The sequence below is a fragment of the Treponema lecithinolyticum ATCC 700332 genome (genome assembly GCA_000468055.1).
Taxonomy (GTDB): domain Bacteria; phylum Spirochaetota; class Spirochaetia; order Treponematales; family Treponemataceae; genus Treponema_C; species Treponema_C lecithinolyticum.
Genome location: KI260564.1, coordinates 46558 through 71954 on the forward strand (window position 1 = coordinate 46558; position 25397 = coordinate 71954).

At 46.5% G+C, this 25397-nt stretch carries 18 protein-coding genes and 2 tRNA genes; 19 read left to right on the forward strand and 1 reads right to left on the reverse strand.

Annotated elements, in window-relative coordinates; genetic code table 11:
- Positions 1 to 34 precede the first annotated feature (34 nt).
- The 10 genes from HMPREF9193_RS04825 (at position 35) to HMPREF9193_RS04870 (ending at position 17426) form a co-directional block, all read left to right on the forward strand.
- Positions 35 to 6043 (forward strand): alpha-2-macroglobulin family protein, encoded by a 6009-nt coding sequence (locus HMPREF9193_RS04825; protein ID WP_040847611.1) that lies wholly within the window; start codon positions 35 to 37, stop codon positions 6041 to 6043.
- Positions 6043 to 8427: a transglycosylase domain-containing protein gene (locus HMPREF9193_RS04830; protein WP_021686960.1), complete on the forward strand. Its 2385-nt coding sequence runs from the start codon at positions 6043 to 6045 to the stop codon at positions 8425 to 8427. Before HMPREF9193_RS04825 ends, HMPREF9193_RS04830 begins: the two co-directional genes overlap by 1 nt.
- A gap of 3 nt (positions 8428 to 8430) precedes the next feature.
- On the forward strand, positions 8431 to 9393 hold the full coding sequence (locus HMPREF9193_RS04835) for a glycoside hydrolase family 113 protein (protein WP_245565493.1): 963 nt from the start codon (positions 8431 to 8433) through the stop codon (positions 9391 to 9393).
- A gap of 157 nt (positions 9394 to 9550) precedes the next feature.
- A complete protein-coding gene (locus HMPREF9193_RS04840; RefSeq protein ID WP_021686962.1) occupies positions 9551 to 10309 on the forward strand; it encodes a hypothetical protein in 759 nt (252 codons plus the stop codon).
- A 3-nt stretch (positions 10310 to 10312) separates the two neighbouring features.
- Positions 10313 to 11269: a carbohydrate kinase family protein gene (locus tag HMPREF9193_RS04845; protein ID WP_021686963.1), complete on the forward strand. Its 957-nt coding sequence runs from the start codon at positions 10313 to 10315 to the stop codon at positions 11267 to 11269.
- Between the two features lie 34 nt (positions 11270 to 11303).
- The gene (locus tag HMPREF9193_RS04850; RefSeq protein WP_021686964.1) at positions 11304 to 12242 is read left to right on the forward strand and encodes a pseudouridine-5'-phosphate glycosidase; all 939 of its coding nucleotides are present in this window, start codon (positions 11304 to 11306) and stop codon (positions 12240 to 12242) included.
- Between the two features lie 33 nt (positions 12243 to 12275).
- A complete protein-coding gene (locus tag HMPREF9193_RS04855; protein ID WP_021686965.1) occupies positions 12276 to 13202 on the forward strand; it encodes a ribonuclease Z in 927 nt (308 codons plus the stop codon).
- Between the two features lie 14 nt (positions 13203 to 13216).
- Positions 13217 to 13954 carry an ABC transporter ATP-binding protein gene (locus HMPREF9193_RS04860; protein WP_021686966.1) on the forward strand — a complete coding sequence of 246 codons (738 nt, stop codon included), beginning with the start codon at positions 13217 to 13219 and terminating at the stop codon, positions 13952 to 13954.
- Complete coding sequence (locus HMPREF9193_RS04865) at positions 13951 to 16317, forward strand: Gldg family protein (protein ID WP_021686967.1); 2367 nt, start codon at positions 13951 to 13953, stop codon at positions 16315 to 16317. Before HMPREF9193_RS04860 ends, HMPREF9193_RS04865 begins: the two co-directional genes overlap by 4 nt.
- Positions 16314 to 17426: a hypothetical protein gene (locus HMPREF9193_RS04870; protein WP_021686968.1), complete on the forward strand. Its 1113-nt coding sequence runs from the start codon at positions 16314 to 16316 to the stop codon at positions 17424 to 17426. Before HMPREF9193_RS04865 ends, HMPREF9193_RS04870 begins: the two co-directional genes overlap by 4 nt.
- Here HMPREF9193_RS04870 and HMPREF9193_RS04875 read toward each other — a convergent pair.
- On the reverse strand, positions 17416 to 18300 hold the full coding sequence (locus tag HMPREF9193_RS04875) for a hypothetical protein (protein ID WP_021686969.1): 885 nt from the start codon (positions 18298 to 18300) through the stop codon (positions 17416 to 17418). The two genes, HMPREF9193_RS04870 and HMPREF9193_RS04875, sit on opposite strands and share 11 nt — an antisense overlap.
- A 76-nt stretch (positions 18301 to 18376) precedes the next feature.
- Between HMPREF9193_RS04875 and HMPREF9193_RS04880 the strand changes: the two genes are divergently transcribed.
- The 9 genes from HMPREF9193_RS04880 to rpoD all read left to right on the forward strand — a co-directional run bounded on the left by HMPREF9193_RS04880 (position 18377) and on the right by rpoD (position 25379).
- Positions 18377 to 18736 carry a hypothetical protein gene (locus HMPREF9193_RS04880; protein WP_021686970.1) on the forward strand — a complete coding sequence of 120 codons (360 nt, stop codon included), beginning with the start codon at positions 18377 to 18379 and terminating at the stop codon, positions 18734 to 18736.
- A gap of 106 nt (positions 18737 to 18842) precedes the next feature.
- Positions 18843 to 19205 (forward strand): chorismate mutase, encoded by a 363-nt coding sequence (gene aroH, locus HMPREF9193_RS04885; RefSeq protein WP_021686971.1) that lies wholly within the window; start codon positions 18843 to 18845, stop codon positions 19203 to 19205.
- Positions 19206 to 19308: 103 nt separating this feature from the next.
- A tRNA-Thr gene (locus HMPREF9193_RS04890) sits at positions 19309 to 19382 on the forward strand.
- Positions 19383 to 19443: 61 nt separating this feature from the next.
- Positions 19444 to 19525 (forward strand) — tRNA-Tyr (locus HMPREF9193_RS04895).
- A gap of 68 nt (positions 19526 to 19593) precedes the next feature.
- Positions 19594 to 20532: an MBL fold metallo-hydrolase gene (locus HMPREF9193_RS04900; RefSeq protein ID WP_021686972.1), complete on the forward strand. Its 939-nt coding sequence runs from the start codon at positions 19594 to 19596 to the stop codon at positions 20530 to 20532.
- Entirely contained in the window at positions 20529 to 20720 is a 192-nt protein-coding gene (locus HMPREF9193_RS04905; protein ID WP_021686973.1) for a hypothetical protein, read from the forward strand. Before HMPREF9193_RS04900 ends, HMPREF9193_RS04905 begins: the two co-directional genes overlap by 4 nt.
- Entirely contained in the window at positions 20710 to 21792 is a 1083-nt protein-coding gene (mltG, locus tag HMPREF9193_RS04910; protein WP_021686974.1) for an endolytic transglycosylase MltG, read from the forward strand. The genes HMPREF9193_RS04905 and mltG overlap by 11 nt, the downstream gene beginning before the upstream one ends.
- Before the next feature lie 12 nt (positions 21793 to 21804).
- Entirely contained in the window at positions 21805 to 23601 is a 1797-nt protein-coding gene (dnaG, locus tag HMPREF9193_RS04915) for a DNA primase (RefSeq protein WP_021686975.1), read from the forward strand.
- The gene (rpoD, locus tag HMPREF9193_RS04920) at positions 23601 to 25379 is read left to right on the forward strand and encodes an RNA polymerase sigma factor RpoD (RefSeq protein ID WP_021686976.1); all 1779 of its coding nucleotides are present in this window, start codon (positions 23601 to 23603) and stop codon (positions 25377 to 25379) included. Before dnaG ends, rpoD begins: the two co-directional genes overlap by 1 nt.
- The last annotated feature ends 18 nt before the right edge of the window (positions 25380 to 25397 follow it).

Below are 25397 nucleotides of genomic sequence, written 5' to 3' on the forward strand. Positions count from 1 at the left end.
TCGTCGTATTATATTTTTGAAAAGGGGTGTTCCCATGAAAAAAAATACGGTGTTGTTATTTTCATCGGCGCTTTTAATCACAGCGGCTGTTTTGTTTTGTGCTGCAGACTGTTCGCAAAAAAATACTGTTACAGCGCGGAGCGCGCAAGCGTGGTCAAACGAAGATGGCTCCGACTTTGCCGATATTCCCGACTTTGAACAAGCGTTTGTTCCCGTATATGAAAAGGCGGTACCGGAACCGGATTTGCCGGCAAAAAGACGGAATTTAAGCGGATCTTCTTCGGCTTCCGCCAAAAAAAGCGCGTCAGGCGCGGCAAAGTCAGGCGCAACATCTTCGGCCGTGCGCCCCTTAAAAGAATATAAAACCTCGTATACGACAACGCGCTCTGCAAAAAATGCATTTGTCATGCCCGCAGGCGTTTCGGGAGAAGTCGTTCCGGCCGCCCCTGAAAAGGGCGATTTAACCGTCATCGATTGGGGACCGCAAAAAGAGCTGCCTGCGGCAATCCGCCAGCCGTCTTTTTACGTCGTGTTTTCGCTTCCCGTAAAGGCGATAAGCGCGCTCGAAGAACCGTCTTCAAAGTCTGATTATATGAAAGTTGAGCCTGCCGTTGAAGGCGTGTTCCGCTGGTACGGTTCGCGCCATTTGGCGTTTGAAGCGAGCGAAAACATCAACCCCTTGTTGGAATACACGATTACCGTTCCCGATACGGTAAAGTCGCTGAGCGGAAAGCCGATTACCGGCGAACGCGTTTTTAAAATCAAAAGCGAAGATCTGCGCATTACCGGTTCTACGGTCGGCTATTCGTTTGCAAAAAAATCCGGCATGTGGATCGATGAGGACGACGTTGTACCCGAAGCGGCGAACGAAGTGCTGCTTACATTCAACTATCCGGTTAAGGCGCAGGATTTTTCAAACCGTATCCGTGCCGAAATTGACGGCAGCGTTTTGCCCTGTATCGTGAGCCAAAAAGACGACAAATCGCTGCTTGTCACGGTAAAGGGAAACATTCCTTTCGACACCGACGTGTATATTTATGTCGATAAGCTGTGCATCCGTTACCACACGCTTTTGCCGTTCCGATTGAAGGATACCGACGTCGAGCGTTCGGCAGGGCGTTTTTTAAATCCCGTGTACCTGCGCTTTTCGCACAATGTTGATGCTGCCTCGGTTTTGGCGAATCTTTCGACCGAACCCGCGATGCCCATAAAGAAAGAAAACATCGAAGTAAACGGAAGCACGGTCATCGTCTACGGACTTCCCGTCAACTTTAATTCAAAATATACGCTGACGATTAAAGACGGCATAAAGGATGTGTACGGCAGAAAATTGAAAACCGGAAAGTCCGTTTCGGTTCGGGTTCCCGAAGCGGCAAGCTACGTGAGGTTTTTGGACAGCGGCACAAAAATGCTCGAAGCCGCCTATCCGCACAAGTTTTTGTTCGAATACCAAAACTTGTACGAACCCTCGCGTTACAGCATTGTAAAAACCGACGCTCCGCTCAACATAAAGTCGTGGCAAACGTCTATTTCCGAAAAGGATGCGATACAGCCGAATATAAAAATACGCAATCAAAGGCAGTTTGAAGTTATCGATTTGGATCCGCTTTTGGATGAGGGCAAGGGCTTTGTGCGCTTCGATGCGGAGATGACCGTTCCGTCTTATTGGGATAAGGGTAAATTTTACACACAGGAAAACTGTACGAGTATTCAGGTAACCGATTTGGGCATTACGGTTCGGTACGGAGTAAATAAGGCGGTCGTACTGGTAACAAGTCTTGCAAGCGGCAATCCTGTCGAAGGGGCGAATGTGTACATGTACAGCGGTGAGCACCCCGTAAGCACTGCGGCAACAACCGCGCTCGGTTCAGGTACGACGGATAAAAACGGACTTGCCGTTTTGCAGTTTGACCGTTGGAGTGCGGCATTTTTTGACTCATACCGGGAAGCCGTTTATGTGGAAAAAGACGGAGACCGCGCGGTGTTTTATCCGGATACGCACCGCGAATGGCGTTCCGTTTCTTCGGTCGGCGATATTGATACCGGCGTGCAGAATTTTCAGCGTACATTTATGTTTTCCGACCGCGGTTTGTACCAGCCCGGCGAAACGATTACGTTCCGCGGCATCGACCGCACGCAAAGGCTCGGCTCGTTTACTCCGTATACCGATGATTATACGATAACATTAAAAGAAAACGTGTGGGGCGATGCCGAAGAGATTGCGCGCTTAAACGGCACTTGTTCGGAATCGGGCGGTTTTTGGGGGTCGATTAAACTTCCCGAAAACGTAAAGCCCGGTCAATACGTGCTTGTATACGAGCGCCCCGGAAGAGAGTGGCGGAGCCGCAAAATCAATATTACCGTCGCGTATTTTGAACGCTTAAAATTCCAAGCGGAAGTTGCCTTGAGCGATGCGACCCTCGTTGCAGGCGATACGATAAGCGGCTCGGTTAAAGCTTCGTATTTGTCCGGCGGCTCTCTGGCCGAAGCGACGTACACGGGCGGCTGGGTGCGCCAAGGCTGCGATTTTACAAGCGACGACAGCGCACTTAAAAATTATACCTTCGGCCCGCGCGAAATCGAGCGGTCAATGGAACAGCTTTCTTCGTTTGAAGGAAAGCTTTCCGCCGACGGCAGTGCGCGCATTTCGTATACGACCGCCGAAGAAGGCATTGTCGGTTCTCCGTACCGCTACTTTGCCGAAGCGTCGGTAACCGATATAAGCAATCAGCTTATTGCCGCGCGCAATGCGGTAACGGTTCATCCCGCGTCGTTTTACATCGGAGTTGCAAAACCCGACGGCGTTACCGGCTTTGCAAAAAAAGGGCAGGAATTGAATTTTCCGCTTATGCTCGCTTCCGCCGACGGAAAAGCGCTTGCTTCTTTGGATTTTGTTAAAGGCAATTTGTCTGCCGAACTTATACGCGACGATTGGCATTTGGTGCAGCAGTACGGTTCGGCCGGCAGCGTATACGCGAGCTACGAAAAACAAAGCGTAAGCGAATATACCTCTTCGATAAAACCTTCGCTCAAAGGATCGGTAAAAGTTACGCCTAAAAACGCCGGCTATTATACGCTCGTGTTAAGCGGAACCGATAGAAACGGTAAAATTGCAAAAACCGAATATTCCTTTTTTGTAACCGGTTCGGGCGCCGTTTTTTGGAACCGCGACTTTGAATCTTCGCTGCGCCTCACTCCCGACCAATCGCAGTACAATCCCGGCGATACGGCGCGCATTTTGCTCGAAAGCCCGCTGCCTGCCGGCAATTATCTTATTACCGTTGAGCGTGAAGGAATTTTTACCGAACAAGTGCGCCGTTTTGAAGAAAGTACCGCCGTGCTGGAAATCCCGATTGCGCTCAATTACGTGCCGGTTGTGTACGTGAGCGTGTGTTCGTATTCCGTGCGTTCGGGAAAGCCGACTCATCAGTACGGCGAAGCCGACATGGACAAGCCCAAGGGCTTTTTCGGTTCGACCGCCGTGTTTGTAAATCCGCGCGTAAAAGCTTTTTCGATCGACGTTGCCGCCGACAAACCCTCGTACCGTCCGGGCGAAAAAGCGGTTATCGTGCTGAATGCGACAAAGGGCGGAAAGCCGCTTGCCGACGCGGAGCTGACCCTTATGGCGGTAGACCGCGGCGTTTTGGATTTAATCAATTATCACGTTCCGAATCCCGTAGACTTTTTTTACAATGAATACAACTTTCCGCTTTGCGTAAAGGGCGGCGATTCGCGCTCGCTGCTTATGGATCCGGTAACTTACGAAATAAAGAACCTAAAAGGCGGAGACGCTTCGGATGAAGAAAAAGAACAGGAGCGCAAAAAATTCGACCCGACAGCCGTCTTTATACCGGTTTTAAAAACCGATAAAAACGGTCAGGCTCGCGCCGAATTTACTTTGCCCGATACGCTTACAACCTACCGCATTACAGCTTTCGGCGTTCACGAGGATTTGCTTGCTTTGCAGGAAGATGAAATGCTCGTGCAAAATCCCGTAAACGTGCTTGCCGTAAAACCGCGGCGCTTACGCGAGCGCGACACGGCCGAATGCGGCGTGCTGATTTCAAACCTCGATTCGCGCGCACACAGCATAACGGTAAAAGCCGAAGTACGCTCTCCGCAGGGAACCGATTCGGCAAACGGCGGAAAATCCGCCAAGAGCGCCGCGGGCAAAGCCGCCGGTAAAGCCTTTTTCGACGGCAGCGCGCAAAAAACGGTTAAGGTCGAAAGCGGCGCACAGTCGACGGTGTATTTCGATCTTGCCGCTCAAAAAGCGGGAAAAGTCGAAGCCGTGTTTTCGGTATCGTCGGATATTTTAAAAGAGCGCTTGGTGCAGCCGCTTGTTATCGAGCACCCCTTTGTGTTCGAAACCTTTACGGCGACGGGAACCGTCGAGCGTTCCGCTTCTTCGGTTTCCGAAATGGTGGCGCTCCCGTCTTTTGCCGATTTGAACGCCGGTTCTTTGTCGGTTACGCTGGATGCAACCCGCTTGGCGACGCTTTCGTCGGCGGTCGATTACGTGTTCAATTATCCGTACGGCTGTATGGAACAGCAAAGCGCGCGCTTATTGCCCTTGGTTGTTTTCGGCGACTACATCGCTACCTTCGGTTTGCAAACCGAAGTGCCCGACGTAAAGAAAACCGTAAGGGAAACCTTTGCCTCGTGGAAACAAATTCAACAGGACGACGGCGGTTTTCCGTATTGGCCCGAGGGTACGGAGTCGAGTTTTTACGTGAGCGTACGCATCGCTCATTTGTGCGCGCTCGCAAAAGAGCGCGGCTACAGTGCTAAGGATATTGCGCTCAATACGGAAAGGCTTGCTTCATATGTTTCGTCAAAACTCAACAAAAAGTACCTGAGCGATTACCTTCGCGCGTATGCGTGTTATGTGCTCGCGCTCAACGGAAAGAGTTTTCCTTCTTCTTTGCTGCCGTCCGTATCCGCTAAAGATACCGATATTTCGACTGCGGCCTTGGCCGGCTTGGCTTGCCTCGAGCGCGGCTCTTCCGGCGATAAGGAAAAGGCTCAGCAGTATGCGGACACCATACGCCGCTACTTGCGGCCCGATACGCGCGGCGTGGACATAACTTCTCCCGACGAATCGCGGTACTATTATTGGTATGCGAACGACAAATCCATGGATTATGCGCTGACGGTTAAACTGTTTACGCAGCTTAATGCCGACGACGCTATGATTACAAAGCTTTTGTATACGCTTTTGCAGCGTCAAAAAGCCGGCTATTGGAAAAGCACGGCCGTTACCGCCTTTGTGCTCGATTCGGTATATACGGTTATAAAAACGGCTAAACTCGACAACTTGAATATGAGCGTTTCGGCATCTGTGGACGGAAAGGATTTGGTTTCCGGAGGCTTTAAAGGCGCGGGAGCGCAAGCTCTTACGTTTACCGCCGATTTCGACACCGAGCCCTTGAGTACCGTAAAGCGCGATACGCTGCTTCCGCTTACGATTAAGAAAAAGGGTTCGAATCCGCTGTATTATACGACATCGCTCAAGTACGCTATTCCGCAGGAAATGCAAACCTCTCGCGATGAAGGCTTGGGTGTTTCGTATATTCTCCGCGATGCCGAAACCGATAAAATCGTAAAACCGTCTTCGGCTTCTTCTTCCCTTATCGAGCTTGAAAGCGGCAAAACCTACGAAATGGAAATAAAATTGTCGTCGGGACGCGACCGGTCTTTTGTGGCGCTTCGCGCACCGGTGCCGTCGGGGGCGGAAATTATCGACGCGGCCTTTGTTACGACCGCCTCCCTCACCGGAAGCAACCGCGCCGAAGACGAGGATGCCGACGATGAAGACGATTGGTATGGCTGGTTTTACGGAAGGCCGATGAGCAGTCAGCGCATTTACGACAACGAAGTGCAGTATTTTTGGAACGATTGGGCAAAGGGAAGCGATACGGTGCGATTTAAATTCCGCGCCGTCAGAAAAGGAGTGTATCCCTGTCCGCCGCTTACCGCCGAATGTATGTATGAAAACGAAGTGTTCGGCCGCACCGACGGATACCTGTTTGTGATAAAATAATGAAGGCCGTTTCGAAGATACAAAAAAACGTTTGCGCCGCCGGTCTTTGTGCGGCCGGCCTGTGTGCCGCCGGCGCTCTGCTCTTGTTTGCCGCGCTTGACCTCTTTGTGCTGCCGTTTCCGAAGCTCAACGCATTTCGGAAGCGGGATTGGAGTACGCGCATTTACGACAGGCGCGGCACATTGGTGCAAGTACTTGCGCTCGAAGGCGGTGTGCGCCGCGAGTTTACTCCGCTTTCGGCTATGCCGCAGCAAGCTATTGATATTTTTTTAGCGGCCGAAGACAAACGTTTTTTTTCGCACTGCGGAATCGACTTTTCGGCCGTAGTGCGCGCGGTGCTGCAAAATATACGGAATGCTCAAAGGGTGAGCGGCGCTTCGACCGTTACGATGCAGCTTGCCCGCCTTGTGGTTCCGGCAAAAAAGCGCACGCTTGCGGCAAAACTCAACGAAGCATGGAACGCGCTTCGCATAGAGCGGCGCTTAAGCAAAAACGAAATACTCGAGCTGTATTTGAATACGCTGCCCTTCGGTTTCCAAACCGAAGGCATTACATCCGCCGCAAAAACTTTTTTTGCCGCACCGCTTGAAGAGCTGAGCATCGAGCAGTTGTGCTGCCTTGCGGTTATACCGCGCCGCCCTTCGGGTAACAATCCGCTCGAACACCCGGAAGTATGCGCCGAGCGCGCCTGTGAACTGTACCGTTCGCTCGGCAATTCCGCCGCCGATTCCGGTCACGGCGCATCAATCGGAGCCGCGCCGCTTGAACACTTTGTGCGCATTGCCGAAAATGCGCGGCGTGCCGAATATCCGTTTTATTTGCCGCACTGCGTTGATTTTTTGAAAAAGCGGTTTGCGCGCGAGGGCCGCTCCCTTCCCCCGGAAATACGATTGACTGCGGATGCGCTTTTTTCTTTTCACGCCGAAAATCTTTTGGCGGGCGAACTTTCGAACAATTCATACGCGCGCGTGTACAATGGAGCGGTGTTTGCAATCGAAAACGAAACGGGGAACATCATCGTGTGGGTCGGTTCCAATTCTTATTTCGACCGCGACCACCAGGGACAAATTGACGGCGTTACCGCGATGAACCAAAGCGGTTCGAGTTCAAAACCTTTTTTGTACGCGCTCGCGCTGGACAAAGGCTATAAGCCCTCCGACGTGCTTCCCGACATTCCGCTTCGCTTCGGCTCGGACGAAGTGTACATTCCGCGCAACTTCAACAACCGCTATAACGGCCCCGTGCGCTTCCGTACCGCCCTTGCATCCAGTTTGAACGTGCCGGCCGTAAGCCTTTTGGATTCGATCGGCGAAGCTTTTTATGCCGACACGCTCGATAAACTGCATTTCGATTCGATACGCACAAAGGGACTCGATGCGGGGCTTGCGCTCGCGCTCGGAAGCGCTCAGGTATCCTTGTATGAATTGGTACGGGCATTCAGCGTTTTCCCGCGTGACGGAACGGTTATTCCGCTCCGCTTGCTCGAAAATTCCGGCAGCAGTGGCGAAGTACTTCGCTCGGCTGATTCGCCGCCCGATTCGGTAAACGACGATTTTTCGCCTTCGCGCGTATATTCTCCGGACAGCGCGCGCATTATCTGTTCGATTTTGTCCGATAGCGAAGCGCGCGTAAAAGGATTCGGTTTTTCGTCCGTGTTCAAAACGGACTTTCCGTCCATGTTTAAAACGGGAACGGCAAATCAATATCAAAGCCTTATCGCTCTGTGTGCGAGTTCCGCCTATACCGTGGGCGTGTGGCTCGGAAACTTTTCCGGCGAAACCGTTATCGGTAAAACGGGCAGTTCGATACCCGCTTACATCGCAAAAGAAGTGCTTACCCGATTGCAAACCTCTGCGGACGGAAGCGGCAAGATTCTTCCGGCGCGTAACTTTGCCGAACCGGAACATTGGCACAAGGGACGCGTGTGCGCGCTTTCGGGTATGATCGCTTCTCCCGATTGTCCGAACACGATAAGCGAGTACCTTCCCGATTCTCTTATCTCCGAAGATAAAAAAAAGCTTCGCTGCACTTGGCACACAAAAGAAAACGGAAGGTTAAAAACCGTGTATCCCGAAGAGTACCGAAACTGGTTTTTATCGGCCGAACGTTACGGTGCCGTCAACGCCGGCGGTGCACCTCTTACGATAGTCCGCCCCGTGTCGGGAAGCCGTTTTCTCTACGACAGCGCGTATAAAAACATTGCCGTCATTCCGCTCGAAATAAACGGCGGGCACGGCGATACGGTGCGCGTGTTTTTGGACGGCGCCGAATATGCGGTGTTGGAACGCCCGTTTTTTATAAACCTTAACGCGGGTAAAGGAAAACACCGCGTGCGCGCCGTGTGCGCAAACGAAGAGCAAACCGTCTTTTTTACGGTGGAGTAGGGCTTGGAGATCTTATTGCACTTGCGCTTTTTCCGTGCTATGATTGTTGCCATGCTGCGAAAGACATTGTTTAGAATGCTGTTTATTTGTCTGTTTTTGCTGTGCGCGCAGCTGCATGCGCAGCAAAGTATGCACATGCGGCAAAAGATTCCATCTCCCTTGTACGGCATAACGCTCGACGCGGTTTCAAAATCTTCGATTAACAAAATCATCGATGCGATAAAAGCGCTTCCCGTTAAGCCGACCGCCCGCGTCATTATCGATGCCGATAAAAAACCGGCGGATTTTGTTCCGCTTTTGGAGCGATTACATGAGGTTTCCTATATTTTGCTTTGCCCCTGCGATTCTTCCGACATGAAACTGTATAAAACGGTCGAATCGTATACGGCGCGCTTTGCCGACTGCGCAGCTCATCTTGCTCCCTATACGGATATTTGGGAAGTCGGCAACGAAATTAACGGCGAGCTCTGGCTGGGCGGTACGGACGAACTGATTGCTCAAAAAGCCTATGCGACGTGGAAATATGTGCACGACCGCGGTTTTGCATCGGCGCTTACAACTTATATGTTTAAGATCGGCGATCAAAGCATGACGATGGAAGAATGGCTTGCAAAGTTCATTCCTTCCGATATGAAAAACGCGCTCGATTACGTGTTGGTCAGTTATTACGACGAAGACAACGAAGGCATGCATGAGGATTGGAACGATATGTTTAAAAACTTATACGAGATGTTCCCCTCTTCGCAGCTGGGCTTCGGTGAGGTCGGCTTTGCCGCTCCGCACCGGGCGGGAAAGGTTTTTAACGCTCAAGCCGATGCGTATTACCGCATGAAGCCTTATAACGACCGCTATGTCGGCGGTTATTTTTGGTGGTACTGGCAGGAAGACTGCGTTCCGCATAAGCGCAATTCGCGCTGGCAAAAAATCGCCGATAATTTTTTGTGGATGAAAGAAAACTACTTTTGAAGTACAGCTACCACACATCTTGTGCGGCGGCTGCCGATTACCGGTAAGCTTGTCTTGCGGCAAAATATTGCGAGTCTAGAACCGCGGCTATCCGTGACGGTTCGGTATTTCGTGTCTACTTGTATTTTATACCGTCTTTTTTTATACTGTTTTTGCTATGAAAAGTTTTTTTACCGTCAACCGTATTATGTATGCATCCGCTTTCTTTGTGTTGTGCATCGCAATAGTGCTGAATATTACCACTCAAATTCCTTTTGTGGGGTTTCTGCCGGTTGTACGGTGGATTGATGTCGCCGTTAATGCGGTTGCCGCCGCTTTGTGCATTTTTTTGTTTATAAAACCGGGTTGCAAAATAATTTCGTATCTGTTGTTTTTTATCGAAGGCGGGGTTACCGTTCACATGGGCTTTGTCGGTATCGGAACGCTCCTTTTTACTGCAGGATGTGTTTTTGTTTTTGTAAACGGAGACTTTAAAAGACGTTATAAAGAAAAAATCGCAGCGCTTATTTTATATTGGGCACTTATTACGGTGCTTTTGTATTTTGCGTTTAATATAAAAATGATGATATTCGAAATTGCGCTTACTCTTTTTCATTTTGGGCTTTTGGCTTGTCTTTATAAAAAGCTGGAATCGAAGCTGTCCTTTCTTTTGCCCGCAACCGAAATCTTTTTTCCTAAAATTGAGCTTCCCCCTAAGGGATCAGCCTTACGCTTGTTGGACTACGGCGTTTCTGAGCGTCAAAATTTTTTTATTAAAGGTATGGTCAACGGAAGAAAAACCTACGAAGAGCTTGCCGCCGAATACCATGTAAGTACTTCCGTCGTAAAAAAAGACATGGCAGCGGTCTGCCGTCTTTTTGGAGTAACAAACAAAGAGTCTTTACGGATTTTGCTTTTGCAGTATAAAATTAAGTAGGAGATGCCTTTTAAAATCAATATGCAAGTAAAAAATAATTTTTATGCAGCCGTTGTGGGAGCTGCAAACATAGACATTTCAGCTAAAGCTTATAACAATTTTATTAGTGCCGATTCAAATCCGGGAAAGGTAAGTTTTTCGTTCGGGGGAGTAGGCAGAAATATAGCCGAAAACTTGGCGCGCCTAAATATTCCGGTACAATTTATCAACATTTTTTCGGACGATTTATACGGCGATCAAATAAAAGAATCGTGTACACAAAACGGAATCGATATTTCGCAATCACAAACGGTAGCAGGTTCTTGCGCTTCGGTATATGTAAGCATTGCAGATAATTACGGCGAAATGAAATCGGCAATTGCGGATATGAGCATATACGACAAATTGACGCCTGAGTTTTTACAAAAAAAATTGCCCGTCATAAATGCCGCTTCCGTATGTATAACCGATACGAATATTCCGCAACAATCGCTTGAATTCCTATTTAAAAACTGCACGGTACCGGTTTTTGTAGACCCGGTGTCGGTTGCAAAAGCGGCTAAAATACAAAACTTGCTTTTATACATCCACACGCTTAAACCGAATAAACACGAAGCCGAATTTTTAAGCGGCATAAAAATCAAAAACAAAAAAGATGTGCAGTGTGCAGCCGAAACGCTGTTAAAAAAGGGCGTTAAGCGCGTGTTTGTTTCGCTTGGACAAAAAGGTTTATTTTGTGCAGACGGCAAAAACGGTTTTTTTATTCCGAGTAATCCGGTGCGTGCCGTGCACACAAGCGGTGCCGGCGACAGTATGGCTGCAGCACTGGCGTGGTCTTTTATGCACGGTTTGTCTTTAGAAGAATCCGCAAAAGCTGCAAGCGCCGCTGCAAGTATTTGTATCGAAAGTGAAAAAACGGTAAGTGAACAAATGAGCGCTGCTTTGCTTTGCACACGCGCTCAATTGCAAATATCCGCATAAAATCCTGTACGGAAAATATTGAAGGAGTGTATGTATGAATGCTATGTGTCCATATCTTGATGTTTCCGCTGAAGTACAAAAAGCTTTGACGGAAGGTAAACCGGTAGTTGCTTTGGAATCAACTATTATTTCGCACGGTATGCCGTATCCGCAAAATGCGCAAACGGCGCTTGCCGTTGAAAAAATCATACGCGATAACGGAGCGGTACCGGCGACAATTGCTATTATAGGCGGCAGGCTTAAAGCCGGCATCAGCGAAAAAGAAATAGACTATTTGGGTAAAAAAGGACTTGCCGTTGCCAAAGCAAGCCGCAGAGACATTCCCATCCTTGCAGCGCAAAAACGTGATGGAGCTGCAACGGTTGCCGCAACAATGATTATTGCAAACCTTGCAGGAATTTCCGTTTTTGCTACCGGAGGAGTCGGTGGGGTGCACCGCGGCGGCGAAACCACAATGGATATTTCTGCAGACCTTGAAGAACTTGCGCGCACTCCCGTTATGGTCGTATGCGCCGGAGCAAAGTCGATTTTAGACCTCGGTTTAACCCTCGAATATTTGGAAACAAAAGGAGTTGCCGTAGTCGGTTACCGTACCGAAGAACTGCCGGCTTTTTATACGCGCACAAGCGGCTTTAAGTTAAACAGCAGTTTAAACAGCCCCAAAGAAATAGCTCAAAGTTTTTTTATTCAAAACGGATTGGACTACCGCATGGGTATGCTTGTAGTAAACCCCATTCCCGAACAATACGATATGGACGGAAAGTATATTGAAAACGCAATCGAATATGCGCTAAAAAAAGCTCAAAAAGCGGGAATCCGCGGTAAAGAAACCACTCCGTTTCTTTTAAACGAAATAAAAGAAATTACCGGTGGCAAAAGCCTTGAAGCGAACATTCATTTAGTGTATAACAATGCTGAACTTGCTGCCCGCATAGCATGCGAATACGCCGCTTTTAAAAAGCCGAACGCTTGAAAAAAAGCGTTTTCTTCAATATACTTTTACGCAATGAACCTTGAAGCATTTGTTTTAGGCTGCGGCGGTATGATGCCGCTGCCGTACCGGCATTTAACATCGGTTTTACTGCGCCGAGAAGGACAGCTTTTTTTATTCGATGGCGGGGAGGGTACACAGGTTTCCCTTAGGCGTCTTAACTTAAAGTGGAAAAAAATAAACGCTATTTTTGTAAGCCATACGCACGCCGACCACGTTACCGGACTTCCGGGAATTCTTATGCTTTCCGCCCAAGTGGAGCGCAGTGAACCGCTGTATATTTACGGTCCGCCTAAAATAGCCGAATATATAGAAACAAGCCGCAGCGTTTTGGATATGTATATAAATTATCCGATTGTCGTAAATGAAATTACCGCTCCGTGCGTTTGTTACGAGGGTGACGGTTTTTACGTTAGGGCGTTTCCGCTTAAGCACACAAAAACGTGCGTCGGCTATACTTTGGAAGAATTGGATCGACCCGGAGAATTCAATCCCGAAAAAGCAAAAGAGCTGGGCGTTCCTGTCGGTCCTTTGTGGTCAAAATTGCAGCACGGCGAATCGGTACAAAACGCTTTGGGCGTTACGGTGCTTCCGGAACAAGTAGTGGGAAAAGCGCGCGCCGGGCGCAAATTCAGCTATGTAACCGATACTTTGTATTTACCGTCCATCGCTCAAGAAGTGCGCGGTTCCGACCTTTTAATATGTGAAGGTATGTTTGCACAGGAATTTATCGACCAAGCTGTTGAAAAAAAACACATGACCGCCCGTCAAGCGGCAACAATCGCAAAAGACGCCGGTGCGGATAAATTGGGTTTAATTCACTACAGCCCGCGCTATACGGACAGCGAATTAAAACAGTTACTTTACGAAGCTCAAAGTGTTTTTAAAAATACCGTTCTTACAAAGGATAGGATGGTATTTGAAATTCCGTATAAAGACTAGGGCTTGCAAATTTTATGATTGAACTGCACTCAGTTACAAAAAACTACGGTAACAGATGTGCCGTACACAATATCAGCTTTAGCGCACCATCAAACTCCGTTACCGCGCTCATCGGGTTAAACGGTGCCGGAAAAACCACCATACTTAAAGCTGTGTGCAGTATGCACTATGCCGACAGCGGAGTCGTTTTGGTAAACGGCATAGATGCTGCCGAAAACAGTATTGCAAATAAAAAACAAACGGCTTTTATGAGCGAGCGTTCCGCATTTTTCCCCGAATATACAGTGTATGAATTTTTATGCCGTGAAGCTGCAGTGCTTTTTGCCGGTTCGGATAAAACGGAACAAAAAGAGCGTATTGCACAAGCAAGTCGCTTGTGCGGCATACACAAAGTATTTTCGCAAAAAATAGGGACACTTTCTCACGGCTGGCAAAGGCGTTTGGCTTTTAGCCGCTGCCTTTTAAGCGACCCTCAAGTATTGGTATTGGATGAACCTGCTTCCGGGCTGGACCCGCGCCAAAGTGCCGATATGCGCTCTTTAATCGAAAAATTAAGCGAACACAAAACCGTTTTTTTTTCCACACACCTTATCCGCGAAATGGAAACACTGTGTTCAAAAATCGTAGTATTGCATCAAGGAAGCGTTATTTTCCAAGGCAGTCAAAACGAGCTGTGCACGTTAACCGGTGAAAAAACTTTGGAAAAAAGCTTTTTAAACATAACTTCTAAAACACAGGAACAAGCGCTATGAACGGCATACATATAAAAAAGAAGCCGGTTTTTATACCGCTTGCTGCGTATGAATTATTTTCGCTTGTTTTAAATCCTGCCGTATATGCAGCCGGGATTGTATTTGAAGTTGTATGTTTTTATTATTTTTTCTTTTTTAACCGCTTTTTTGTGCCGGGTATAGGTTCTGCCGATATGCGCCGATTTTTTTCCGTTATGCCCGTCGTTTCCGTTTTATGCATTCCCGCACTTACCATGAACTTATGGAAAAAAGAAGATGATCTTTCGCTGTTGCCGCTATCTTCTTTTATGCGCGTAAGTGCAAAGTGGTTTGCAGCTGTAATCATTTTTTTGTTTTTTGTGCTTGTCTCCTTGCTCATACCCTTAGGCGCGTCTTTTTTTACTGTTATCGATGTATCCTCAGTGTGTACGGGGACAATCGGTATACTTTTGTTTACTATGGCGGCAACAGCCTTGGGCTTATGTGCTTCCGTACTGTTTAGGCGCCAACCGCTGTCTTTTTTTGTTTCGGCGCTTTGTTTAGCGTTTTTTGCATACGGTAACCGTGCGGTTTTTTATAGCGGTATTACATCTGAAAAAAATGGCGGTATTTTGAGCGCTGCAGTGTATGCGCTCGGCGGTATAAGCCGTTTTTTGTCGTTTGCACGTCATTTTGACAGTGCAGGTAAAGGTATTTTAGACAGCCGCGATATTGTGTTTTACGTATGCGCCGCTTTATGCTTTGTATATTTTTCCGCTTTTGTTTTGGAAAAAAGAAAATATTCGCGTGCGTGCACGTGCGCAAGTAAAAAAAAGCTGTACCGCTCGTACGGAGCAAAATTGCTTTTGTGTGCACTGGTACTGTGGAACGCTCAAGTGTTTTACATTCGCACCGATATAACAAAAAATAAAACATATACGCTTTCCGATATAAGTACGCGCTTACTCGGTTCTTTAACCGACACATTAACCGTTTTTTACTATTTTTCGCCGGATGCGGATAAATTGTATCCGCAAGTACGGGAGGTAAAAGAGTTTTTGTTTTCGTATGCAACAGCTTCATCTTTGGTAAGCGTACGCTTTATGAATACCGCTAAAGACGAAAATAAACGCAAAGCCGAAGCCGCACATATTACAGCGCGTACAGTACAAACCGATTCCTCCGGCTCTTTTAAAACAGTGTATTCGGGAATTGCACTTGAATATCAGGGTAAAAGCGAAACAATTCCGTTTTTGCTGGAAAGCGGCACGCTCGAATTCGATATGACTGAGCGTATACAACGTTTAAGCGTTTCACCTGTAAAAACACATACGGTATATATTGCATACGGCGGTACTTTAAACTTTGATGAAGATTATCCGTATGTAAAACCGTGGCTGGAAAGTGCAGGTTTTTCCGTGCAAACACTCGATTTAGACGATAAAAACGCATTTAAAATACCGCAAGCGTCTCAAAACGCGTCTTTGTTGATTATCGGCAGTGAGCGCATAAGCGAAAAACAAAGTTCGGATATCGAAAACTTTTACCGTTCCGGCGGGCATTTGTTTTGCAGTATCGGCGCAAACGAAACGGATATACATACGAATTGGCAAACCGTGCCCGCTTCAAACACTGCGCTCATCCGTTTTTTGCGCCGCTGCGGCATATACATACAAACAGCGCTTGCTGTCGATAGGCATACCAACACTATTGTTATGGCAAACGAAAACGATCACACATACGAATCCGTCGATTATCCCTTTTTTATTTCGGTTCTTAAGGAAAATTGTTCCGGTACACATCCGGCAATTGCCGCGTTGCCCGGTTTGGATTTGTTTTGGGCATCTCCAATCGAACTGATTTTGCCGAATGAAAAAAAAGAAAACGAAAGGGATTTGCACATACTCGCTTCTACATCGGACTCATCCCATCTGCAGTATCCTCCGTACAATATCGATCCTTTTGATAAAACCCTTGCGCAAGCAAGCGGAGTTTTACGCAGTGCATACCCGATTGCCGTATGTGCGGCAGAAAAAAACATATTGAGCCGAACGAGCGGCACTTACGCCGAAAATACCGGAAAATTACTGGTTATATCCGACCAATATGCATTTTCACGGATGATTGAATATACGCAAAATGCGCGCAATTTGGATTTTTTGCTAACCGGTCTTTTATGGTTATCCGGTAATGACGATCTTTTAGCTTTAAAAAACCGCAGTTTACAAGGAACGGCTTTTTATCAAGTGCAGGCAAATACGCGCAAAAACGCTTTTGTGCAAAACAAATACACTGTATTGGCAGCTATACTTGTGTGCTTTGCTGCAGCCTATGCAGCATTATGTATAGCGGTAAAATTCAAACGCATAAAATTGCAAAAAGAAGCGGAAAAACTGTTAAAATGATAAAAAAAACTGACATACCGCTTAGGGCAATACAATTTATTATTTTTGCAATACTGCTGTGCACGGCTATTGCCGGCAGTATACGCCAAGCAAAGGGAAAAAATACTGCGGAAGTGCAAAGCGCACTTTTAAATCCCAAATATACCGCTGCAGTAACGCAAATACAGTTGCAGCAGGAAAGCGATAATCTCCGGCTCACCCTAAAACGCAGCGATGAGGGATTTTGGACGGGGACATTACGGGTATTACAAAGCGCTTCTGTAGCAGCCGAATCAACTGCGTCTACAGTAACCGGCACTCCGGCAATACCCGACAGTACCCCGACAGTACTCGCTGTCTCGGCTGAACCCGGTACTCCGGCACCCGGCGCAGATTTGATATTTCCCGCAGATACATTAAAAATACAAAATCTATTGGCTGAATATGGAAAAGTTCGGAGTATGTATATTATTTCAGACAATCTTCGGCGCTATTTTTTTCCGGATAAAACGCTTTCGCTTACATTTTCAGGCAAAACAAGCGCTTTGCATACGCAAAAAAACTTTTCCGAGCTGTATTTTGCGTCGGCACATAGCCCCTGTATTGTGCATTCGGCACAGGGTACATCGGTATACCGGACAGACGATGAGCTGTGCGGTTTTTTAAGCTTGCATCCTGCTTCATGGTTGGATCCTAAATTGTTTTGCGATTTTATTTTAAACGGAAAAACTGAAGCGGATGTACAAAAAATACAGTATACACAGTTTCAAGGAGCGAAAGTACGTGTACAAAAAATACTTGCTTCGGGAGACAGCGGCTTTGACCAAACCGTTCACGAACTGTTAAGCGCACAAAGTTTAAAAATCGGCTTAAACGAAACCGCTGCGGATGATGCATCGAACATTACCCAACAAAGCGCTGCAGTTTTTGAAAACCGTTCCGCTATTAAAATTACTCTATTTTTTAACGCTTCGCACACAGCTGCCGTTTTTTTGTATCCGATACCGACGGCACAAGATGTAAATTCCGCAGCGGAATACACCGTAATTCCTGCTGACCGAAGATTATCCTATAGTTTACGCATAAGCGCTGCGAGTTTTGAACGTATGTGCGTACCGTTTATTCGTTAGTACTGCCGGTTTGACTTTGCGCGTTTTGAGCGTTTCCGTTTATTTGCGGATTTGCCGGGAGCTCAAGCGTAACGTTTTTGCCGCTCGATACGGATAAAAACTGAATTAAAAGCGGGTATTCAGATAAAATACGTCCCAAGCGTGAAAACCGCTCCAATTCCAAATAGTCGGCTGCCGCTTGTGCTGCTTGTTTGCCGCCGGTTTTTTCGAGCGTTGCTTTTAGTTTTTCCTGATAAGTTTCATAAGTGCTTTTGGCAATGTTATACAACCCCGTATCGGGGACGTGCAGTTCATTTATGTGTACCGAAGCTATTTCAAATTCCGAAAATCGCTGATCCGAACGCACATGCTCAAGCAATTCCGTATCCGAAAAAGAGGCGGCTATAACGGATGAAGGATTTTTTAATGCCGTATCAAGCACAAAATGAGCAACGGCATGAGCAAGGTTTTCCGCTTCGCCGGAAACATATTGTTCTAATTCGTTTTGTTCGGCAGCGCCGCTTCGTTTTACAAAAGCGGGCAGGGATTCTGCGCTGATGTTCATGGTAAGCGAAAGCGAAAACCGGTATGAAAAATCCGGTTTACCTTCAAGTAAATTGGCATATAATTCCGCCGACGGCAAAGCGCCTGAAACGGTTTTGGTAAACGCAAGCGGTTCTATTTTAAATGTGCGGATGCGCACGTTGGTAGGTAAAAGGCATTCCCATCTCCAATCAAAATGCCCTGAGCGGATAGCCCGCCTGTATACGCCGCCTGTTTTCGATACCATAACGCCGCATTTTCCGGCGGGCACTCTGAATTCAACCCAGCCTATAAAAAATACGGCAAGTGCGCATACAATTATCAATATCAGCGAAATAACATGTTTTTTCATCGTGTGCCGCCTTACAAAAGCGCTTGCTTAAAACAGCGCAGGGTATTACTATGGGAGTATATAAATTTACAAGGGTATGTGCAAGGTGAGCAAAGGACAAACGGTATTTTCTTCGCAGCGTAAACCGCTTCTTTTTAAAATGACCAACCGTATTGTGTTGTTTTTATTTTCGTTTTCGCTGGTACTGTTTTGTTTTTATGCGGCAGGCAATATTCAGTTTTTTTTAGATAAAAATCAAAAGCTTTTGTTAAACGCAGTAAAAATCACATCAATTCTTTTACTTTGTTTTTTAACAGCCGGCAGTGTGCAAATCCTATGGTATGCAACGCATACAAAACGTTTTATGCTGCGTTTTATTGCGCTCTATGTACCGCTTTTTATTTTTGCTTTTGTACTGTTTGCGTTTGCCTTTGCCGTCGGCTTTTTTGCTAAATAGCATATGCGTACGCTACCGTATGGCACCGTATGTTACCTTACCGGTAATGCTAAACATAACAAGAGGCGGATTGACATACCGAATATGAGTTACTACACTTTTTAGTATGAATAAAAAACGCTTATACGGCATTCGGGGTGCCGTACATACGCTAAACAAAGCCGATGCGCTGCAAAAAGCGGTTACCGATTTAATGACGCGCTTGTTTACCGAAAATTCGCTCAACGAAGACGATATCGTATCCGTACAGTTTACCCTTACCCAAGACTTGGACTGTTTAAATCCTGCGCAAGCTGTCCGTCAAGCCGGAATGTGTACATCGGCACCTTTGTTTTGCGCGCAAGAACCGCACATAAAAGGAGGGCGCACGGGCATTATCCGCGTTTTGGTGAGCGCGTATTTGGAAAACAAACCGGTACATGTATATACCGGCGGCGCCGAAAGTTTACGCCCTGATTTTGCGCGCTAAACTAAAGCACGCAAAATTAAAGTGTACGGAATTAAAACGCACGGAAAGTACAGGCTACTTGACGCTTTTTGTATATTCGGCTATAGTAGCACTCGTTCGTTACGCCAACTTAGCTCAGCTGGCCAGAGCACGTGATTTGTAATCTCGGGGTCCAGGGTTCGAATCCCTGAGTTGGCTTGCCGGCTTTTGTCAGCAAGCGTACCCAATGAGATACGGCACGCAAGGCGCATACGGCAATGGGGAGGTTCCCGAGCGGTCAAAGGGGGCAGACTGTAAATCTGTTGGCTCCGCCTTCGAAGGTTCGAATCCTTCTCTCCCCAAACTATAAACACTACGAAGTCTTTTGAGCCGTTTGACAAAGCCGTACAAATGGTTTACTTTTTTAAGTATGAAAATACGTTTTTGGGGTGTGCGCGGTTCTGTTCCGGCTCCTCTTTCGGCAGCACAAATACAATCTAAAATATCAGCCGCCGTTGCGCAAATTTCAATAGACGATCTTCGCAGCGAAGACACACGCCAAAGTTTTTTAGCAAAACTTCCCGAACATTTGTACGGTACGGTCGGCTCAAATACTGCGTGCATAGAAATTGAAAATGCCGAACACGATCGCATTATTTTTGATGCGGGAACAGGTATACGTTTGTGCGGAAAACAATATAAAAACAACTTAAAGGCAAATTACCATATTTTATTTTCGCATTTTCACTGGGACCATATCCAAGGTTTGCCTTTTTTTGATCCCGTATACTGTAAAAACAGCACGCTGCACTTGTATTCGGCATATCCGGATATGAAAAACTACCTCAGCGCACAAATGACAAATCCGTATTTTCCCGTCCGCTTTGACGATTTAAAAGCGCACATCGAATGGCATCATATTTGCGACGGCAAACCGTTTGCTATCGGAAGTGCCAGCATCGTATCAAAAAAAATGTTTCATCCGGGAGACTCGCATGCATACGCAGTTTTTGAAAACGGTAAACGTTTTATTTATGCAACCGATGTGGAATTGCGCCAAAGCGATTTTGAATGCACCGAAGAAAATACCGCTTTTTTTAAAAACGCCGATGTTATGGTGTGCGATGCTCAGTACACGGTAGAAGAAAGCGTTCACAAAGAAGGGTGGGGACATTCGGTTTTTTGTTACGCTGTAGACTTTGCTGTGTTTTGGAATATAAAGCATTTGTATTTGTTTCATCACGAACCGGAATATGACGACAAAAAAATATACGGTATATTGCAATCGGCGCGTTGGTATGCCGATTATATGTATGCGGGGAAAGTAGCGGTACACTTGGCAACCGAAGGTGCGGAACTGGATTTATGAGCGCTGACAGTTGTGACTTTTGCGAATACCGCTTTTCGCTGCAAGAAATCAGAATTCTGCTGTCGTTTATGCGGGAACACGAAGATGTATTGCCGAACCAATTACAAAATTTTTTTTCAACGCTTGAATCTTTTGTATACAATGCTATGACTATAGAAGAGGCTGAAAGATTTTTTTATGAAAAATAAACTGTCTGCGCTGCACATTGTCGCGCTAGTATCGGCGCCGGTTTTACTATCTGCCGCAGCCGTGTGCATATTGTGTTTTTTTATTCCAAAAATGCCGTTTGCAAATGCATCCGCTGCGCCGGAGTACCGCATACAAGCGGCAAGCGGTACAACGATGTACGCCGTTGGAAAAGAACTGAAAAAAAACGGCATTATCCGCTCATCACGTTTTTTTTATTTGTATGCGCGGCTGCACCGTACCAATTTAAAGGCAGGCATATATAAAGTAAATTCTGCAATGTCGATAAGCGAAATTTGCGCTTTATTGAATTCAGGAAAACAAGAATACATAAGCGTTGCGATTGCAGAAGGTTTAACGTTAAATAAAACAGCCGCGCTTCTTGAAGCAAAAGGCGTAACAAACGCACAAGAGTTTAAAAAGGCGGCGCAGGACCCTTCACTTTTAAAAAAATTTAACATAAGCGCAGCTTCTTTTGAAGGTTACTTGTTTCCCGATACGTATAATTTCGACCCGCTTATGAAGCCGGAAAAAGTTATAGATATTTTGGTACATACGTTTTTTTCAAAAATTGCGGACATTAGCGAATTAAAAGGCAAAACACCGGAAGAATTGCATAAAGTCGTTATTTTAGCTTCCATTGTGGAGCGTGAATACCGCGTAAAAGAAGAAGCTGCGCTTATTGCAAGCGTATTTACCAACCGCCTTAAAGACAACATCGGTTTGTACTCATGCGCTACCGTAGAATACATTTTAACCGAATTGCAAGGCAAAGCGCACCCAGAGCTTATAAAAATCGAAGACACTAAAATAGACAACCCCTACAATACCTATAAATGGGCGGGCTTACCGCCCGGACCTATTTCCAATCCGGGACTGACCGCTTTAAAAGCCGCCGCCGCGCCGCCTCAAACCGGTTATTATTATTTTAGGCTTACCGATGCCCAAAAAGGCACCCATTCGTTTAGTGCCGATTTCGGCAATCATAAAAAAGCCGGTACGGATATACTTGGTGCTTCCGGCACTATCCGTACCAAAAAAGCTGCCGGTTCGGTTCAAGATGTTCAAAAATAGGGACAGCAACGTATGTCTAAAATTACTGCTGAAACCATAGACGAAATCAACAGCCGCACCGACATTGTTGCGCTGGTAAACGAATACGTCCGTTTGGAGCGTAGAGCAAACGGATGGTGGGGCTGCTGTCCCTTTCACAACGAAAAAACTCCTTCGTTTAGCGTCAGTGCCGAGCGCAAAATGTATCACTGCTTCGGATGCGGCGCAGGCGGCGGCCTTATCAACTTTTACATGGAAATGGAAAAAGTCAGCTTTGCCGAAGCGCTTATCGCTTTGGCACGCAAAAGCGGAGTTGAAATACGCTACGAAACGGGAAGCGAGCCGGTTCAAAGCGAGCGCGACAGTCAAAAAGAGCAGTACATCGACTTATACGGAAGAGTCGCCGGTACATATCACTTTTTTTTAACCGAAACCGACATGGGAAAAAGCGTTTTGGACTATCTTGAAAAGCGGGGGGTTTCGCGCAAAAGCATAACGGAATTTCAACTCGGTTATGCTCCGCAAGACCGCTATTGGCTTAAAAAGTTTTTGCGCGAAAAAAATTACAGCGACGCTTTTCTTGAATCTTCCGGTTTGTTTTCAAAAAAATATCCGGACGTATCTTTTTTTTCAAACCGTTTGATATTCCCCATTTGCGACCGGCGCAGCAGGGTAATCGCATTCGGCGGACGTATTTTGCAAGGAGACGGTCCCAAATACCTTAATTCCGGCGAATCGGTTCAATACAAAAAAGGCGAAACCCTTTATGCCTTTAACCTTGCAAAACAGCACATACGCACGGCAAAATCGGTTATTTTGTGCGAAGGGTATATGGACGTTATTGCTTACCATCAAGCCGGCATACAAACGGCGGTAGCCCCGCTGGGAACTGCTCTTACCCAAGAGCAAGTACGTGTACTGCGCTCATTTGCAGATACTTTTTATTTATCGTTTGATTCGGATGAAGCGGGGCAAAAAGCGACGTATAAAGCCATACTTTTGTGCCGCAAAAACAATGTATCGGTAAAAGTTATTTCACTGGACGAAGGCAAAGACCCTGCAGAAATTCTTTTGAATTCCGGAGCTGAAACATTGACTAAGCACGTCGAAAATGCTATATTAGATAGTGATTTTTTGTTATCCGTGCTTATGCATCGTTATCCGGCACATACACCGGAAGGCAAAACAAATATATGTTTGGCTTTTTTTCCGTATTTGGATGCGCTGCAGTCGGACGTACACAGAGAATCCTGCTTCGAGCAGTTATGTCAGGCATTGCAGCTAAAACCGGAAGCGGTGCGAGCGGATTACGAAAACCGTGAAGCCGCGCGGGAACGGCTGGAGGAAAGATCGGCGGATAATCGACAGCGTTTGAACAAAGGATTTAAGCCGAATGCCGAAGTGCGCTCAGTGCTTGCCGTTGTTGCAAATCCGGATTATTTTACCCTTATGCGATCCTCTCTTACTGCCGATGATTTTGACGATGCACTTGCGCGCGATATGTTTATCACGCTTGAAGAATGCTTTAGAGAAGATGCGGTCAGTTCAGACAGCATACTCAAACGGTGCAGCGAACAAGTGCGCGCTATGGTGGCAAAAGCCGTTACTTCCGGCGAATTCGAATTGAATTCGCGCAAAACGGTAGACGACGGCATACGTTTGGTGCGTACAAATGCTTTGCGCCGCAAACGCGATTCGGTTGTAAACCGTATCCGCTGTTTACAAAATGCGCGTCAAGAAGACGCTGCAACGCAAAACGAACTGAACACATTGTTAAACGAAAAAATGAACATAGATTCCGAATTACAGCGGTTAAAGGACACGCATTGATGGCTGAGCAAGATAAGGAACTGGATCCTGCAGTACTAAAACTTATTGAACACGGAAAAATAAAGCAAATAATCTCTTGGAATGATGTAAGCGATTTTCTTCCTCAAGAGTTGATTATTTCCGACAAGATGGAAGAAATTCTTGTTTTATTGGCAAAAAACAACATTCAATTGATTGAAGATACGCCTGAGGAAGCTGAAGAAGATGCGGAAGAAATAATCGAAGAAGAAGCCGGAACCGAAGAAATAAAAATAGACGACAGCGACCGCAAACACTTGGTAAATAACGAAAAAGATTCCGGAACCGACGATCCTATCCGTTTATACTTACGCGAAATAGGTAAAGAGCACTTGCTGACGGCGGAGCAGGAAGTTCAGCTTTCAAAAAAAATGGAAGACGGTGAAAATATTATAAAAAACGTTATAAAACATTCGGGAATGATGATACCCGAATTTTATCTTATTGCACAAAAAGCCTATACGCGTATCGATTTGTCCGAAAGCGGCAGACCGCGCAAAGAAATAAACGAAGAAATGGCGGAAAAACGCCGCTTGCGCGCCGCGTACGGCGAATATTTAAAACCGATATTGCCGGATATGCGGCAGTATATTTCGCTCAAAAAGCAGTTGTACGAAGCCGATCAAACAAAAAATATTTTTGAAGACGAAGAACTTTTACAGTTGCGCAAAAAAATCGTACCGCAGCTGCAAAAAGCTGATATTCAATCCGAAGAAATAGAGCGTTTTTCCGACCGCTTTATAGACGCAACGTTTAGAATCCGCGAATACCGCCACCGGCAAGAGCGCAAAGCAAAAGATTTGCGCATAAGCGAATACGGTCAATTACGCAGTTTGGGAAAAAAAGTAGCTATAAAATCGGAGCGCATAAAACTGGAACAGGAATTGGGAATGAGCGCCGATGAAATCCGCGATATTTATACCCAAATTCAAAAAATCGACCGTAAATTGCGCCGTCTCGAATATGAGTTTGAAGACAATGTACAAGATATTATGACTATGGCGCAGGAAATAGACGCGGGGCGCAAAATGATGGAAGAGGCTAAAAACCGCCTTATTAATGCCAATTTGCGCTTAGTTGTTTCCATTGCCAAAAAATATACCAACCGCGGTTTACAACTGTTCGATTTAATACAAGAAGGCAACATCGGGCTTATTAAAGCTGTAGAAAAATTTGAATACCGCAAAGGCTATAAATTTTCAACATACGCTACGTGGTGGATACGCCAAGCGATTACCCGAAGCATATCCGACCAAGCGCGAACCATCCGTGTGCCTGTTCACATGATAGAACAAATCAACAAAGTAGTGCGCGAATCGCGCCAGCTTATGCAGCGTTTGGGACGCGAGCCGAGCGACGATGAAATAGCCAATCAACTCGGTTGGCAAGTCACCCGGGTTAAACAGGTAAAAAACGTTGCCCGCGAGCCTATTTCGCTTGAAACACCTATCGGCGAAGAAGAAGATTCGCTTTTGGGTGATTTTATTGAAGACAAAGAAGTGGAAAATCCTGCAACTAAAACGGCGTACACGCTGCTCCAAGAGCAAGTGCAAGGAGTTTTGTCTACGCTGCCGCCGCGCGAACAAGAAGTTTTAAAAATGCGTTTCGGTTTGGACGACGGATATTCGCTCACATTGGAAGAAGTCGGTTTGTACTTTAACGTAACGCGCGAGCGTATCCGCCAAATAGAAGCAAAAGCCTTGCGCCGGCTTCGCCATCCGCGCCGTTCAAGCGGTTTGCGCGATTATATAGACATTTAAGCGATAATGGTATATAAA